The organism is Yersinia vastinensis, from assembly GCF_044905075.1.
Lineage (GTDB): Bacteria > Pseudomonadota > Gammaproteobacteria > Enterobacterales > Enterobacteriaceae > Yersinia > Yersinia vastinensis.
Window position 1 is genome coordinate 2236824 of the sequence record NZ_CP173260.1, and the last position, 16010, is coordinate 2252833.

A 16010-nucleotide genomic window follows, 5' to 3' on the forward strand; every position below is an offset into this window, starting at 1 on the left:
CATCATTCTGAATTGACATAAATTATTCGACAAAGGTTGCTGCTACCGGATAATCTTTCAATGGACAGTCCTTAAAACAAACACACATATAGATAGGGTCACACTAATGATCCCACAGATTTCTCAGGCACCGGGTGTCGTTCAGTTGGTGCTGGATTTTTTGGATGCTTTGAAGCAAAACGGATTTACCGGCGATACTGCCACTGATTATGCCGATCGCCTGACAATGGCAACGGATAACAGTATTTACCAACTGCTACCCGATGCGGTGGTTTTTCCGCGTTCAACGGCGGACGTGGCGCTGATTTGCCGTTTAGCCGGGCAAGACAGTTTTAAATCATTGGTCTTTACGCCACGCGGCGGCGGAACAGGAACCAACGGTCAGGCGCTAAATACCGGTATTGTGGTGGATATGTCGCGTCACATGAACCGTATTTTGGACATTAACCCAGAGCAGGGGTGGGTAAAGGTTGAGGCAGGGGTCATTAAAGACCAGCTCAATCAATACCTGCGCCCATTGGGTTATTTTTTCTCGCCGGAATTATCAACCAGTAACCGTGCGACATTGGGCGGCATGATTAACACCGATGCCTCCGGTCAAGGGTCACTGGTCTACGGTAAAACATCTGATCATGTTTTGGGCTTGCGCGCCATTTTGCTTGGCGGTGAGATGCTGGACACTCGTGCCATGCCGACGTCACTGGCGGAAACGATTGCGCAGGAAGATTCCGTCACTGGTCGTATCTACCATACAGTGTTAAATCGTTGCCGTGACCAGCGGACGCTGATTCTAGACAAATTCCCCAAATTAAATCGCTTTCTCACTGGCTATGATTTGCGCCATGTTTTCAGTGATGATTTACAAACCTTTGACCTCACGCGGATTTTAACTGGAGCTGAAGGTACGTTGGCCTTTATTACCGAAGCCACGCTGGATATCACACCGCTACCTAAAGTTCGCCGTTTGGTGAATGTAAAATATGACTCTTTTGATTCCGCGTTGCGTAATGCCCCTTTCATGGTGGAAGCCAAAGCGCTCTCCGTCGAGACGGTGGATTCAAAAGTCCTTAATTTGGCGAAAGAGGATATTGTTTGGCACTCAGTCAAAGAACTCATTACTGACGTCCCCGATAAAGAGATGCTAGGGCTGAACATCGTCGAGTTCGCTGGCGATGATAAAACCTTGATCGACGCCCAAATGGAGGCACTTTGCCAGCGTTTGGATGATTTGATGTCCGCCCGAGAAGGCGGCGTGATTGGTTATCAGATTTGCAGCGATTTGGCTGGCATTGAGCGCATTTATGGCATGCGCAAAAAAGCCGTGGGTTTGCTCGGTAACAGTAAGGGACAGGCTAAGCCGATTCCATTTGCGGAAGACACCTGTGTGCCACCACAGCATTTAGCGGATTATATTGTTGAGTTCCGTCAATTGCTCGATAACCATAATTTGGCCTACGGCATGTTTGGTCATGTGGATGCAGGGGTGTTGCACGTGCGTCCGGCGCTAGATATGTGCGATCCACAGCAAGAAATGTTGATGAAGCAGATTTCTGACCAAGTGGTGGAATTGACTGCACGCTATGGTGGCTTGTTGTGGGGCGAGCACGGTAAAGGTTTTCGAGCAGAATACAGTCCTGCGTTTTTTGGCGAGGTACTTTACAGTGAACTACGGCGCATCAAATCGGCGTTTGACCCCGATAATCGTCTGAATCCAGGGAAGATTTGCTCACCGTTGGGCTGTGATGCGCCGATGATGAAAGTGGATACATCCGATAAGCGCGGCACGCTGGATCGGCGTATTCCGTTGGAGGTCAGAACTTCCTTCCGTGGTGCCATGGAGTGTAATGGTAATGGACTCTGCTTTAACTTTGATGCTCGCAGCCCAATGTGTCCGTCAATGAAAATAACAGGCGACCGTATCCATTCACCGAAAGGCCGAGCAACGTTGGTGCGCGAGTGGCTACGGCTATTATCTGACCAAGGTGTCGACCCCGTGGCGCTAGAAAAGGGGCTGGCGTCTCAGCGCCCAAGTTTGCGTGGATTGATTGAAAAAACCCGTAATACTTGGCATGCCCGTCAAGGCGATTATGACTTCTCTCACGAAGTTAAAGAGGCGATGTCGGGCTGTCTGGCGTGTAAAGCCTGCTCTACACAATGCCCAATAAAAATTGATGTGCCTGGCTTCCGCTCTCGTTTCCTCCAGTTGTATCACACTCGCTATCATCGACCGCTGCGTGACTATGTTGTTGCGGGGGTCGAAAGCTATGCTCCATTGATGGCGAAAACGCCAAAACTGTTTAATTTCTTCCTAAAACAACCTTGGGTCGGTGAGTTGAGCCGAAGAAGCATTGGTATGGTGGATTTACCGCTGCTTTCCAGCCCAACACTGAAGCAATCATTGTCTGGTCACTACGCCAGTACCATGACATTGGAGCAGTTGGAAACGTTACCTGTTGCTGAACGCAGCCAGCATGTGCTGATCGTGCAAGATCCCTTCACCAGCTATTATGATGCTCAGGTTGTGGCTGATTTTGTCCGGTTGGTGGAAAAGTTAGGCTTTAACCCCGTATTGCTGCCATTTTCACCCAATGGAAAAGCCCAACATATCAAAGGATTCCTGCAACGGTTTGCTAAAACAGCACGTAAAACGGCAGATTTCCTCAATCGTATCGCGTTGTTGGGCATACCTATGGTGGGAGTTGATCCGGCATTGGTGCTCTGTTATCGCGATGAATATAAAGAGATTCTGGGCGATAATCGGGGTGATTTTAATGTGCAATTGGTTCATGAATGGCTACAGGTGGCCTTGGTGGAACAACCAGAGCAACAACTGAGTGGTGAGTCTTGGTATCTGTTTGGTCATTGCACCGAAACCACAGCACTGCCGGCCAGTAGTCAGCATTGGGCATCGATATTCTCCCGTTACGGTGCCAAACTGGAAAACGTCAGTGTGGGATGTTGCGGAATGGCAGGAACTTACGGTCATGAAGCAAAAAACATCGAGAATTCACTGGGTATTTATGCACTGTCTTGGCAACAAGCATTACAAAAATTACCAGGGAAACGTTGCTTAGCGACCGGTTATTCTTGTCGTAGCCAGGTTAAGCGCGTTGAAGGTAATGGCTTACGCCACCCACTACAGGCTTTGCTTGAACTGGTTTAGTGTGTAGATCGTAGAGTCAGTGATTCGGGTAAAAGATAGCAGCTAACACTGCTGCAATTTCGAGTACAAGGGCTAAAGGGAGACAATCAATGCTGTGGAAACGTACCGCGACGCTGGAACAGCTAAACCAGCAAAGTCAGGACTGTATGGTTGGGCATCTGGGAATTGAGTTCACCCGATTCACAGATGATGAGTTGGAGGCCACGATGCCTGTCGATAAACGGACTACTCAACCTTTTGGCCTGCTTCATGGTGGTGCATCAGTGGTACTGGCCGAGTCGCTAGGATCAATGGCGGGCTATTTATGTACCGTTGAGGGGCAGCAAGTGGTGGGGTTAGAAATCAATGCTAATCATCTTAAGGCGGCTCGTTCTGGAAAAGTCCGAGGTTGTTGTCGTGCCATTCATGTTGGCCGTAGCCATCAGGTTTGGCAAATTGAGATTTTTGATGAACAAGGTCAGTTGTGTTGTACTTCCCGTTTAACCACCGCGGTATTAACACGGTAATCGTCAATAACCACACATAATACAAGTCATTATCCTACTCAGGGCCACTTAGCTGGCCTTGTGTCATTTAATCTTCCATCACGCTCCTCTCTCTCGCCTAATGGCAACTTTTGTTTATCCGATAAATGCGGCGAATCTCTATGATAGGTTTCCCCAGCGGGGGTTTTCAGCTAAAGTTAATGGAGAAATAGGTATTTTTTATGAATGTTTAAAAAACTCAGAGACTGACTGCGATTAGCCTTTGAGATAGCAAGGGATTCGAGTGTTGCTGTGGAAATTATTCTTTTATTTCATGGCGATAAAAGTGTTCTTGTTCTTCCCGACCTCTTCGGCCATCGCAGCATGTTCTCTTCGTTGCCGCCTCATACGGGGTTTAAACGACACTTTTCTTAATATCCCTGCAAAACAAACGGTTGAAGTGATAATTATTATCACTACCATTGTGAACAATCTGTGTTGATTCATCAATTATCAGCGAGAAAAAGGTAGGGCATATGCAACAGGAATCAGTCGGGACATTCTCACTCGACGACAATGTCTGGCAAGGCGTGACAATCACTGACAGCGCCGCCGCACAGATTACACGGCTCATGCAGCAAGACCCGGAAATAAAAGGGTTGCAGCTTGGCGTCAAGCAATCGGGTTGTGCTGGGTTTGCCTACGTAATGGACATGGCGAAGGAGCCTGCCAGCGACGCACTGGTTTTCGAACACGGTAGCGCCAGACTTTACGTGCCACTCAAAGCGATGCCATTTATCGACGGTACCGAGGTGGATTACGTCCGTGAAGGGCTAAATCAGATTTTCAAATTTAATAATCCTAAAGCTCAACATTCCTGCGGGTGTGGCGAGAGCTTTGGCGTTTGAGCGATGTAAACGAAATGACACGAAGCAATGTAGAAGTCCCAGATGATGTGCAGGCTTGGGTCAGCGATGGTCGCTATAAAGAAGGCTTTTTTACCCAGCTTGCTACAGACGAGTTGGCGAAAGGCATCAACGAAGATGTGATTCGCGCTATTTCAGCGAAACGCAATGAGCCTGAATGGATGCTGGAGTTTCGCCTCGGTGCTTATCGAAGTTGGTTGGAGATGGAAGAACCGCACTGGCTGAAAGCACACTACAAAAGTCTGGATTATCAAGATTATAGTTATTATTCAGCCCCGTCTTGTGGCAGTTGTGATGACAGCTGTGATTCGCAGCCCGGTGCGGTGCAGCAATCGTCAGCCGATGGCACGACATCGCAAGATATGTCGCAGCATAATATCAACGAATATCTCACCGCAGAGGTAGAGTCTGCCTTCGCCCAGCTTGGTGTCCCGGTACGAGAAGGGGCGGAAGTGGCGGTAGATGCTATTTTTGACTCGGTTTCTGTGGCGACCACGTATCGCGGGAAGCTCGCAGAGCAGGGCATTATTTTTTGTTCATTCGGTGAAGCCATTCAGGAATACCCCGAGTTGGTACGTCGATATCTGGGTTCTGTGGTCCCAGCCAAAGACAACTTTTTTGCTGCCCTCAACGCGGCAGTGGCCTCCGACGGTACTTTTGTTTATGTCCCCAAAGGGGTGCGCTGCCCCATGGAGTTATCAACTTACTTCCGCATTAATGCAGCTAAAACCGGTCAGTTTGAGCGCACTATTTTGATTGCAGACGAAGACAGCTATGTCAGCTATATCGAAGGGTGTTCTGCACCGGTGCGTGACAGTTATCAGCTACATGCCGCGGTGGTTGAAGTCATTTTGCATAAAAATGCAGAAGTGAAATATTCAACGGTTCAGAACTGGTTTGCTGGGGCAGATAGCACTGGCGGTATCCTCAACTTTGTGACTAAGCGGGCATTGTGTGAGGGCGCGGGTTCGAAAATGTCTTGGACCCAATCGGAAACCGGCTCTGCGATTACGTGGAAATATCCCAGTGTTATTTTGCAAGGGGATAACTCAATCGGTGAGTTTTTCTCGGTAGCACTGACCAACGGCCATCAGCAGGCCGATACCGGTACTAAGATGATCCATATTGGCAAAAACACTAAATCAACCATTATTGCCAAAGGGATCTCGGCGGGGCACAGCCAAAATACCTATCGAGGTTTAGTGAAAATTCTGCCAGGTGCAGAGAACGCGCGTAATTTCACTCAATGTGATTCTATGCTGATTGGCCCAGATTCTGGTGCGCATACTTTCCCGTATGTGGAAGTGCGTAATAATTCTGCGCAATTGGAGCACGAAGCAACAACCTCAAAAATTGGTGATGACCAACTGTTTTATTGCTTGCAGCGCGGCATCAGTGAAGACGATGCCATCTCAATGATCGTTAATGGTTTTTGTAAGGATGTATTCTCCGAATTACCACTGGAGTTTGCCGTCGAAGCACAAAAATTGTTAGCCATCAGCCTGGAACACAGTGTCGGTTAAGCGTTCGCTGCATATGTAAAGTTTTGCGCTTTTGCGCACCAAGGAAACCTATGTTAAGCATCAAGAATTTAAAAGTCAGTGTCGAAGGTAATGAGATTCTTAAAGGGTTAGATCTGGAGATCAAACCCGGTGAAGTGCATGCCATTATGGGGCCGAACGGCTCAGGAAAAAGTACCTTATCGGCAGCCTTGGCCGGGCGCGAAGAGTATGAAGTCACTGAAGGCAGCGTCACATTCAAGGGTAAAGATTTACTTGAGTTAGACCCAGAAGATCGTGCCGGTGAAGGTGTGTTTCTGGCCTTCCAATATCCGGTAGAAATCCCTGGTGTGAGTAACCATTTCTTCCTGCAAACTGCTGTCAATGCAGTGCGAAAATATCGCCAGCAGGAACCGCTAGATCGTTTTGATTTTTCAGATTTCATTGAAGAAAAAATTGAGTTACTCAAAATGCCTGCGGACTTGCTAACTCGTTCAGTTAACGTAGGTTTTTCCGGTGGCGAGAAAAAACGTAATGATATCTTGCAGATGGCAGCGCTGGAGCCTTCTTTATGCATTTTGGATGAAACCGATTCAGGTTTGGATATCGACGCACTCAAAATCGTCGCCAACGGGGTTAACTCGCTGCGTGATGAAAACCGCGCATTCATCATCGTGACCCATTACCAACGCATCCTTGATTATGTCAAACCCGACTTTGTTCATGTCTTATATCAGGGGCGAATCATCAAGTCTGGTGATTTCACATTGGTGAAACAGTTGGAGGAGCAAGGCTATGGCTGGCTTACCGACCAACAGTAATATGCTGGAGCAGCAACGTATTGATGCATTAAAGCATTTTGGCCAATTATTTAAGCAGCGCCAGAGTGGATACTCCGCAGATGCAACGGCGCATTGGCAACAGGTGCTACAATTGGGCTTTCCTACCGCTAAACACGAAGACTGGAAATACACGCCACTAGAGCGTTTATTCGCCCATGATTTCGGTTTTGCCCCTGCGCCGACGGTAACGCCCGCTCAGCGTGATGCCTTGTCTCTGGTGCAAGATGCTCACCGCTTAGTCTTTATTGATGGGCGATATTCCCCTGAATTAAGTGACGATGAATGTGGCCCGTATCAACTAACAAAAGAGATGGAAAATGCACAGTTCCCTGCGCCTATCCAGTCAGAAGTCTTTTTGCATTTGACTGAGAGTCTGGCACAGGAGGGGTTACATATCCGTTTGCCTGCGGGGAAACACAGCGACAAACCCCTTTATCTGCTGCATATCAGTTCGGGTAATGACTCTGGTTCGGTTAACACCAGCCATTACCGTCACCATCTGGCTATTGAGACAGCAGCACAGGCTGAGGTGATTGAACATTTTGTCAGTCTCAATGATCAACCACACTTTACCGGCGCACGGCTCACTATTGCCGTGGGTGACAATGCCGAGTTAAGTCACTGCAAATTGGCGTTTGAAACCCCACAAAGTTACCATTTTGCTCATAATGATTTAGTGTTAAGCCGTGATGCGCGCGCCAAAAGCGACAGTTTCTTACTTGGTGCGGGGCTGACTCGTCATAACACCAGTGCCCAGTTAAATGGCGAGGGGGCAACGTTATCGATTAATAGTCTATTACTGCCGATAGGGCGTGAAATTTGCGATACACGCACCTATCTGGAGCATAACAAAGGCTATTGTGAAAGCCGCCAATTGCACAAAACCATTGTTCGTGAACGGGGTAAAGCGGTCTTTAATGGCATGATTAAAGTGGCCCAACACGCGCTAAAAACTGACGGTCAGATGACCAACAATAACTTGCTGCTGAGTAGGTTGGCGGAAGTTGACACCAAGCCACAGTTGGAAATTTATGCCGATGACGTGAAGTGCAGCCACGGTGCTACAGTGGGGCGAATTGATGCAGAGCAGCTATTTTATCTGCAATCACGCGGTATCCATCAGGCTGATGCACAGCAAATGATCATTTTTGCATTTGCGGCTGAATTGACCGAAGCCATCCATAACGAAACTATCCGTAAAGTGGTCTTAGCGCGCATTGCTACACGATTGGCTGAGGAATCGTTATGAGTCTTTCTGTCGAACAGGTAAGAGCTGATTTCCCACTGCTTAACCGTCAGGTTAATGGGCAGCCGTTGGCATATTTGGACAGCGCTGCCAGTGCCCAAAAACCCCAAATCGTTATTGATCGGGAATTGAACTTTTATCGTGAGGGCTATGCGGCGGTTCATCGGGGGATTCATACCTTGAGTGCGCAAGCAACCGAACAGATGGAAGCAGTACGTAGTCAGGTAGCAGGGTTTATTAATGCCGCTTCTGCTGAAGAAATTGTTTTCGTCAAAGGCACGACAGAGGCCATCAATCTGGTGGCTAACAGCTATGGTCGCCGTGTATTGAAAGCGGGCGACAGCATTATTATTACCGAAATGGAGCATCACGCCAATATTGTGCCTTGGCAGATGCTGGCAACGGATCTTGGTGTTGACGTTCGGGTATGGCCGTTAACCGCAACAGGGGAGTTGGCGCTAAGCGCATTGGCGGGTTTGATTGATGAAACCACTCGGCTGTTGGCGATTACCCAAGTTTCCAATGTGCTGGGAACGGTTAATCCAATCAAAGAGATTGTCGCGCAGGCTAAAGCGGCAGGTTTGGTGGTATTGGTGGATGGTGCGCAAGCTATCATGCATCAGAGCGTCGATGTGCAAGATTTAGATTGTGACTTCTATGCCTTCTCAGGCCATAAGCTCTACGGGCCGTCTGGCATCGGCATCTTATATGGTAAGCAGGCATTATTAGCACAAATGCCACCATGGGAAGGTGGCGGCTCGATGATAAAAACCGTGAGCTTAACCCAAGGCACTACCTTTGCTGATGCACCGTGGCGTTTTGAAGCAGGCTCACCGAATACAGCCGGGATTATGGGGTTGGGAGCGGCAATCAGCTATGTGAATGAGTTGGGGCTGGAGCATATCCAACAATATGAACAGTCGCTGATACAGTATGCATTAGAACAACTTAGCCAGATTCAGAGCCTGGTAATCTATGGTCCGACAAAACGAGCCGGGGTTATTGCTTTCAATCTTGGGGTACACCATGCTTATGATGTGGGGAGTTTTCTCGATCAGTACGGTATTGCTATTCGTACCGGGCATCATTGTGCGATGCCGCTAATGGCGTACTATCAGGTGCCAAGCATGTGTCGTGCGTCGTTGGCACTTTATAATACGCGCGAAGAAGTCGACCGGCTGGTCCGCGGGTTGCAACGTATCGAAAAGTTGCTGGGCTAAACACTGACAGTTCGCGACACAGCCCCCTAAAGCCGACTATCATTTTAAGCAGTCGGCTTTTATTTTGGCGTTTATTCTGTAATAGGAAGCATGTTATGGCGGGTTTGCCAGATAAAGATAAATTGATTCGGAATTTTTCCCGTTGCTTAAATTGGGAAGAGAAATACCTGTATGTGATCGAGTTGGGTGCACAGTTGCCGCCGTTAACTGAGCAACAGCGCCAACCAAAGAACCTTATCTCAGGTTGTCAAAGTCAGGTATGGATTGCCATGACCCTTTCCGGTGAAGGGCGAGTGATTTTTGCCGGAGACAGTGATGCCGCGATCGTTAAAGGTTTAGTCGCCGTGGTTTTTATTCTCTATCAGGGTTTAACTGTACAGCAGATCGTCGATTTAGATGTTCGGCCATTTTTTGCTGATTTAGCACTGAGTCAACATTTGACACCTTCGCGTTCCCAAGGGCTTGAAGCAATGATCCGTGCTATTCGAGCCAAAGCCGCAGCCTTGGCCACCAACTGATTTACGCCAACATTTCGTGCTTTATTCATCGGTGACTGAGCATTTTTGCGTCACGGGTCACAGTATTAAAATGGTGGAATTTCAGCAGGTTAAATCGGCCTCCCTGCTGGAAAAAGCAGAATAAATTACATTGTAACGCCTTGATTTTTAGCGATATAAATTGCCTTTATAATAAGGGCTGTTACTATATGGTGGCCTTATTATTGGCTGCTAAAATTAACGTAGATAGCCGAACCGAATTTTAAGAAGTGATGTAGGAACTAAGCATGAAACGTGCATTAACTTTGATTGGTATGTTATTCGCAACTTGTGTGGCGGGAAGTATCACCGCTGCCAATGCGACCGAGTATCCACTGCCACCTGCCAATAGCCGTCTGATTGGCGAAAATACGACGTATACCGTTCCAAATGATGGCCGTCCGCTTGAGGCTATTGCTGCTGATTACAAAATCGGCTTGTTGGGGATGCTGGAAGCAAACCCAGGTGCTGACCCGTATCTGCCATTACCGGGTTCAGTATTAACTATCCCGACTCAGATGTTGCTGCCTGATACCCCACGTGAAGGTATTGTCATCAACCTGGCCGAATTGCGCCTTTATTACTTCCCTAAAGGTCAGGACAAAGTTGTTGTATACCCTATCGGTATTGGCCAGTTAGGGCGTAACACCCCAACGATGACGACCTCTGTCAGCCAGAAAATCCCGAACCCAACCTGGACACCAACGGCGAACATCCGTAAGCACTATCTGGCTGAGGGGGTGACCTTACCAGCGGTAGTTCCTGCTGGCCCAGAAAACCCTATGGGTCTGTTTGCTATGCGTTTGGCTGCCGGTCGTGGTGAGTACTTGATCCATGGTACTAACGCTAACTTCGGTATTGGTATGCGAGTGAGCTCCGGCTGTATTCGTTTACGTCCGGATGACATTGAAGCGCTGTTTAAATCAGTACCTAAAGGTACTCGCGTACAAATCATCAATGAGCCGGTCAAATATTCTGTCGAGCCAGATGGCAAACGTTATGTGGAAGTTCATCAGCCGTTGTCTCGTGTAGACAGTGATGACCCGCAGACAATGCCAATTGCTATCAGCAGCAGCTTGCAGAAGTTTATCAACGATAGCCAGACTAATGCACAAGTGGTTCAGGAAGCGATTGTACGCCGCTCTGGTATGCCGGTCATCGTGACAGTAGGGGAAACTGCACCTATCGAAGCTCCGGCCGCTGTAGCGCCTCAGAGCGAGCCACAACCGCAAAATGAAGAGCAGCAGCCGGCAGAAGAAGCTATTCCTAAGCTGGTTCAGCCAGGCCCGGTTTACTCCGCCGCGAATTAATCTTCAGGCCACCTTTGCTGTGGTAGTCGCTTGTCTACCATGGCAAAGTTTCTAGCGTAACGTATTGTGAAGCATGTTGATGAGTGAGTAAAAAAGGAGAGAGGGCTTCAAGGAAGGTCACTATCAGAAACAGGTTTCTACGAAGTAAAAAAAATGGCGCACAATGTGCGCCATTTTTCATTCAGGAAGTAATATTACTTCTTGTAAGCGTGAGCTTGGTTGTCCAGACGTTGGTTAGCACGTGCTGCATCGTCTTTAGCTGCTTGAACGTCAGAACGGATTGCGTTCACGTCGTTGCTCAGTTGGTCAACTTTAGCGTTCAGAGTCTGAACGTCAGAAGACAGCTGATCGATTTTAGCATTGCTTGAACAACCAGCCAGCATAGTAGAAGCCAGAATTACCGCGCCCAGTACAAGTTTAGTACGATTCATTATTAACACCCTCTAGATTAAGTTAATCTCCATGTAGCGTTACAAGTATTACACAAAGTTTTTTCGAAAGAGAATAAATTTTTAGTATTAGAGGGGTTTATTTTGATCGTTCGCTCAAAGAAGCATCTTGTTTTAAAAAAAAGTTAAAAAAACGAGGCAAAACAGCCGGATTCTTTCAGATAAGTCTTACCCTGAAAAAGACTTTAGCGCTTTTAAGATAAAGTGGATTTTTGGGAAAGTTTATTTAGCGATGGTCTAAAAAGAAAACGCCGCTATTGAAAGCGGCGTTTTTAATTAATGTTCTGTCGTGCAGATTGAGATTATAAGACGTGCACGGAAGAGGTATTGGTTGTGCCGCTTGGAACTAATGCACCAGAAACCATAACAACAACGTCACCTTTCTGTGCCAGGCCGCTTGCCAACGCAGCTTCTTTACCGATGCGATAGAAATCATCTGTTGAAGCAATTTCGTTGACCAGCTGAGTGACAACACCTTTAGTCAGAATTAACTGGCGAGCAGTCGTCTCGTTGGTGGTCAGTGCCAAGATAGTCGCAGTCGGGAAGTATTTACGTACTGACTTAGCCGATTTACCGCCGCCAGTTGCCACAACAATGACTTTGGCTTCCAGTTTTTCTGCGGTTTCTACAGCGCCACGGCAAACTGCTTCAGTGATACGCATTTTGCGGTTGTCGTTCAGTGTTTCGATGCGGCTAGGCATGATACGGTCTGTACGCTCACAGATGGTCGCCATGATGGTAACAGACTCTAATGGGTACTTACCCTTAGCACTTTCACCAGACAGCATCACGGCATCTGTACCGTCCAAAATGGCGTTAGCAACGTCACCCGCTTCTGCACGGGTAGGGCGTGGGTTTTTGATCATGGAATCGAGCATTTGAGTTGCAGTAATAACAACTTTACGTGCGCGGTTACATTTCTCAATCATCATCTTCTGCGCGAAGATAACTTCTTCAACCGGGATCTCAACGCCGAGGTCACCACGAGCAACCATGATACCGTCAGAGGCTTCCAGGATTTCGTCGAAGTTATTCAGACCTTCCTGGTTTTCAATTTTGGAGATGATCTGGATGTGCTCGCCGCCGTGTGCTTTCAGGTGTTCGCGAATTTCCAAAACATCTGAACGTTTACGGATAAAGGACGCGGCAACGAAGTCCACACCTTGCTCACAACCAAAGATCAGGTCGGCTTTATCTTTTTCTGCTAATGCAGGCAGCTGGATAGAAACGCCTGGCAGGTTAACGCCTTTATTCTCGCCCAGGTCACCGTTGTTCAGTACTTTACATACCACGGTGCTCTCAGTGACTTCGGTCACTTCCATGCCAATCAAACCATCGTCAACCAGCACTGTGTTACCAATTTTCAGGTCAGCAGCAAAACCTGGATAGGTCACAGCCACAATGCTGTTGTTACCAATAACGCTCTGGTCAGTGGTGAAAGTGAAAGTTTGGCCGGCAACCAGCGCTGCGTCTTTACCGCCTTCCAGTTTCATGGTGCGGATTTCTGGGCCTTTGGTGTCCAGCAAGATACCGGCCTTCAGGCCAGTTTCTGCCATAACAGCACGGATGTTCTTGATACGCTGACCATGTTCTTCATAGTCACCGTGTGAAAAGTTTAAGCGCATAACGTTCATGCCAGCGTTCAGCAGTTTCGTCAGCATTTCTTTAGATTCGGTTTTTGGACCGATAGTACAAACAATTTTAGTCTTTTTCATGACGGATTTTTTCTACAAGTTGTGATGGATAAAAAGCGAAAGTTCCGTTACGTACTGCAACGGAGTGGGATCTGATTAGTGTCTGGTGTAGCGAAACGTGACCAAGAAGCAAAACATTACTAAGAATAGATGACAGTTGCGGAAGTTGAGCGGAAAACTTTAGCACGAGGCTAAACGCATGATCGGAATACGATGGCGTAAATGCGAGTTGTATTTTTTTAGCGTATCTACAGATCAAGATGCTGAAACCATTCAACTGAAACGACGGTTCGTATTATAGGCGGTAAGTCGCGGGAAATGAAATAGAAAACAGAAACTCATTGCCGTTTTTTATAAAAAGGGGGATTTTGTCGCGCAAACACTGAGAATAATGCTTAGTTTGTTGCGCAACTGCTGTGGTTTTTAACATTTATTGCGAACTTTTTAAAATAAATAGCGAAAGCATGGAAGCACGATAAGAGGTGATAACGATAGTGCCGCAATGCAATAGGGAGCAGTGAAATAACATTAGGAGGCAAGGTATTATTGCGAAGTGGTGCGTTCTAATGGACTCGAACCATCGACCCCCACCATGTCAAGGTGGTGCTCTAACCAACTGAGCTACGGACGCACATTGTACTCTTTATTTACAGTAATTCTGGTGTTGCGAAAACGATGTTTGGTGCGTCCGAATGGACTCGAACCATCGACCCCCACCATGTCAAGGTGGTGCTCTAACCAACTGAGCTACGGACGCACATTGTACTCTTTATTTACAGTAATTCTGGTGTTGCGAAAACGATGTTTGGTGCGTCCGAATGGACTCGAACCATCGACCCCCACCATGTCAAGGTGGTGCTCTAACCAACTGAGCTACGGACGCGCAATAACATCTATTTCTTACAGCGTGACTCTCTGCCATCAACACTGACAGCGGGGACGAATATTAACGAGCCGCCCGTCTGCTGGCAAGGGGAAAAACACAATATTCACCGCAAACTCACGTAATTGCTGCGCTTTTGCCCATTGCGCTGTTTTTTTCTCCATCTTTATGGCTTTGGTGGCGCGCTAATTGCGGGCGGGCAATTAGCGCCTGAAAATTTATGTCGTTAATGGGCCGCTTTTTGCAGGATAAACGCCGGTGACTGTTTTTGTAGCCAACGGATACGCAAGGCCATCAAAATTGCCGCTGACGTTAGGCCGATAACAAACCCTATCCAGAAACCACTTGGCCCCATAGCTGGGACGATATAATCCGTCAGCCCCAGCAAATAACCACTCGGTAGTCCGAGCAACCAATAGGCGGTAAAAGTGATAAAGAAGATTGAACGAGTATCTTTATACCCTCGTAACACGCCGCTGCCGATCACCTGCACAGCATCAGATAATTGGTAGATAGCTGCTAGCAGCATTAAGTGGGAAGCCATCATCACTACAGCAGGGGTTTTATTGTAGAGCAGGGCGATGTGCTCGCGGAAAATAACGGTAAATATTGCCGTCACGCAAGCTAACAATAAGCCCACTGCGATACTGGTATAGGCAGAGACTCGGGCTTGCTCAACAGACCCTTGGCCGAGCCGAAACCCGACACGAATCGTTGCCGCGACACTTAACGACATCGGCAGCATAAACATCAATGAGCTGAAGTTGAGAGCAATCTGGTGCCCAGCTACGGCAACAATACCCAGCGGAGAGACCAGTAAGGCAACCACCGCGAACAGCGTGACTTCGAAAAATAGTGCTAATGCAACCGGTAGCCCCAGAGCACCGAGGCGTTTCATTACTTGCCAGTCAGGTGCGGCAAAACCTTTTTCTAGTTTGATATCTTGCTGTGAGCGTGCGCGGCTGACATACCAACGCATCATCAGGAACATCACCCAGTAAACAGTTCCAGTTGCCACCCCGCAACCCACGCCCCCTAATGCGGGAGCACCAAACTTACCGTAGATGAAGATATAGTTAACCGGAATATTAACGAGCAAACCAATAAAGCCAATCACCATCCCAGGTTTGGTTTTGGATAACCCTTCGCACTGATTACGCAGAACTTGGAAAAACAGGTAGCCGGGCGCTCCCCACATAATAGCGTGCAGGAATCTCACTGCTTTATCGGCTAGCACTGGATCAATATTATGCATTTGCTTAATAACGTGGTCGCTATTATAGAGCACCACCATAATAAGCAGGGAAACACATAATGCCAGCCAAAAACCTTGTCTAACTTGATGCGCGATTTGGCTACGTCGACCGGAGCCGTTGAGTTGAGCCACGGTTGGCGTCAGGGCCAAAAGTAATCCATGGCCAAATAAAATCGCAGGTAACCAAATAGAGGTCCCAACTGCCACTGCGGCCATATCCGTTGCACTCACAGAACCCGCCATGATGGTATCCACGACACCCATGGCAGTTTGAGACAATTGCGCGATGACAACAGGAATAGCGAGAGCCAATAAGCTACGCGCTTCTATAATATACTTCTGCACGTATGCACCTTTCTAATTAATACCCTTTTTCAAATTACTGGTGTGCGGTCCGCACGCACTGACCCGGATGACTGACCTGTGCCCGCTCACCGAGATGCGCTTGTTTGCCGCCTGCCTGTACTTTGAAATCAATTGAGTATACTGAGACGACTTATCGAGAGATAAATAAAAATAGCGG

The 16010-nt window shown here is 47.7% G+C and carries 12 protein-coding genes and 3 tRNA genes; 9 read left to right on the forward strand and 6 right to left on the reverse strand.

Features of this window, described 5'->3' with window-relative positions; all coding sequences use genetic code 11:
- The first annotated feature begins 106 nt into the window (after nt 1-106).
- The 9 genes from ACIOG0_RS10505 (at nt 107) to ACIOG0_RS10545 (ending at nt 11206) form a co-directional block, all read left to right on the forward strand.
- Nucleotides 107-3163: an FAD-binding and (Fe-S)-binding domain-containing protein gene (locus ACIOG0_RS10505; RefSeq protein ID WP_050097568.1), complete on the forward strand. Its 3057-nt coding sequence runs from the start codon at nt 107-109 to the stop codon at nt 3161-3163.
- Between the two features lie 89 nt (nt 3164-3252).
- A complete protein-coding gene (locus ACIOG0_RS10510; protein ID WP_050296261.1) occupies nt 3253-3669 on the forward strand; it encodes a hotdog fold thioesterase in 417 nt (138 codons plus the stop codon).
- Nucleotides 3670-4163: 494 nt separating this feature from the next.
- Nucleotides 4164-4535, forward strand: coding sequence for a Fe-S cluster assembly scaffold SufA (sufA, locus tag ACIOG0_RS10515; RefSeq protein ID WP_050097570.1), 372 nt, complete (start codon nt 4164-4166; stop codon nt 4533-4535).
- 14 nt (nt 4536-4549) lie between these two features.
- On the forward strand, nt 4550-6076 hold the full coding sequence (sufB, locus tag ACIOG0_RS10520; RefSeq protein ID WP_050139582.1) for a Fe-S cluster assembly protein SufB: 1527 nt from the start codon (nt 4550-4552) through the stop codon (nt 6074-6076).
- Nucleotides 6077-6126: 50 nt separating this feature from the next.
- Complete coding sequence (sufC, locus tag ACIOG0_RS10525; RefSeq protein ID WP_050097572.1) at nt 6127-6873, forward strand: Fe-S cluster assembly ATPase SufC; 747 nt, start codon at nt 6127-6129, stop codon at nt 6871-6873.
- The gene (sufD, locus tag ACIOG0_RS10530; RefSeq protein ID WP_128451696.1) at nt 6848-8143 is read left to right on the forward strand and encodes a Fe-S cluster assembly protein SufD; all 1296 of its coding nucleotides are present in this window, start codon (nt 6848-6850) and stop codon (nt 8141-8143) included. The genes sufC and sufD overlap by 26 nt, the downstream gene beginning before the upstream one ends.
- Complete coding sequence (sufS, locus tag ACIOG0_RS10535; protein ID WP_050097574.1) at nt 8140-9360, forward strand: cysteine desulfurase SufS; 1221 nt, start codon at nt 8140-8142, stop codon at nt 9358-9360. The genes sufD and sufS overlap by 4 nt, the downstream gene beginning before the upstream one ends.
- Nucleotides 9361-9455: 95 nt before the next feature.
- A complete protein-coding gene (gene sufE, locus ACIOG0_RS10540; RefSeq protein ID WP_050097575.1) occupies nt 9456-9878 on the forward strand; it encodes a cysteine desulfuration protein SufE in 423 nt (140 codons plus the stop codon).
- Between the two features lie 266 nt (nt 9879-10144).
- Nucleotides 10145-11206, forward strand: a complete 1062-nt coding sequence (locus tag ACIOG0_RS10545) for a L,D-transpeptidase family protein (protein ID WP_050097576.1) — start codon at nt 10145-10147, stop codon at nt 11204-11206.
- 194 nt (nt 11207-11400) lie between these two features.
- On the opposite strand, the gene ACIOG0_RS10550 is transcribed toward ACIOG0_RS10545, so the two are convergent.
- The 6 genes from ACIOG0_RS10550 to ACIOG0_RS10575 all read right to left on the reverse strand — a co-directional run bounded on the left by ACIOG0_RS10550 (nt 11401) and on the right by ACIOG0_RS10575 (nt 15832).
- Complete coding sequence (locus ACIOG0_RS10550) at nt 11401-11637, reverse strand: major outer membrane lipoprotein (protein ID WP_005165631.1); 237 nt, start codon at nt 11635-11637, stop codon at nt 11401-11403.
- A gap of 320 nt (nt 11638-11957) precedes the next feature.
- Nucleotides 11958-13370: a pyruvate kinase PykF gene (gene pykF / locus ACIOG0_RS10555; RefSeq protein WP_050097577.1), complete on the reverse strand. Its 1413-nt coding sequence runs from the start codon at nt 13368-13370 to the stop codon at nt 11958-11960.
- Between the two features lie 533 nt (nt 13371-13903).
- Nucleotides 13904-13980, reverse strand: a tRNA-Val gene (locus ACIOG0_RS10560).
- Nucleotides 13981-14029: 49 nt separating this feature from the next.
- A tRNA-Val gene (locus tag ACIOG0_RS10565) sits at nt 14030-14106 on the reverse strand.
- A 49-nt stretch (nt 14107-14155) separates the two neighbouring features.
- Nucleotides 14156-14232, reverse strand: a tRNA-Val gene (locus ACIOG0_RS10570).
- A 226-nt stretch (nt 14233-14458) separates the two neighbouring features.
- Nucleotides 14459-15832 carry an MATE family efflux transporter gene (locus ACIOG0_RS10575; protein WP_050097578.1) on the reverse strand — a complete coding sequence of 458 codons (1374 nt, stop codon included), beginning with the start codon at nt 15830-15832 and terminating at the stop codon, nt 14459-14461.
- Nucleotides 15833-16010: the final 178 nt, after the last annotated feature.

Excerpts from the sequence above, each read along its gene's own strand:
- ACIOG0_RS10505 (WP_050097568.1), top strand. The coding sequence starts at position 107 with ATGATCCCACAGATTTCTCAGGCACCGGGTGTCGTTCAGTTGGTGCTG.
- ACIOG0_RS10510 (WP_050296261.1), top strand. The coding sequence starts at position 3,253 with ATGCTGTGGAAACGTACCGCGACGCTGGAACAGCTAAACCAGCAAAGT.
- sufA (WP_050097570.1), top strand. The coding sequence starts at position 4,164 with ATGCAACAGGAATCAGTCGGGACATTCTCACTCGACGACAATGTCTGG.
- sufB (WP_050139582.1), top strand. The coding sequence starts at position 4,550 with ATGACACGAAGCAATGTAGAAGTCCCAGATGATGTGCAGGCTTGGGTC.
- sufC (WP_050097572.1), top strand. The coding sequence starts at position 6,127 with ATGTTAAGCATCAAGAATTTAAAAGTCAGTGTCGAAGGTAATGAGATT.
- sufD (WP_128451696.1), top strand. The coding sequence starts at position 6,848 with ATGGCTGGCTTACCGACCAACAGTAATATGCTGGAGCAGCAACGTATT.
- sufS (WP_050097574.1), top strand. The coding sequence starts at position 8,140 with ATGAGTCTTTCTGTCGAACAGGTAAGAGCTGATTTCCCACTGCTTAAC.
- sufE (WP_050097575.1), top strand. The coding sequence starts at position 9,456 with ATGGCGGGTTTGCCAGATAAAGATAAATTGATTCGGAATTTTTCCCGT.
- ACIOG0_RS10545 (WP_050097576.1), top strand. The coding sequence starts at position 10,145 with ATGAAACGTGCATTAACTTTGATTGGTATGTTATTCGCAACTTGTGTG.
- ACIOG0_RS10550 (WP_005165631.1), bottom strand. The coding sequence starts at position 11,637 with ATGAATCGTACTAAACTTGTACTGGGCGCGGTAATTCTGGCTTCTACT.
- pykF (WP_050097577.1), bottom strand. The coding sequence starts at position 13,370 with ATGAAAAAGACTAAAATTGTTTGTACTATCGGTCCAAAAACCGAATCT.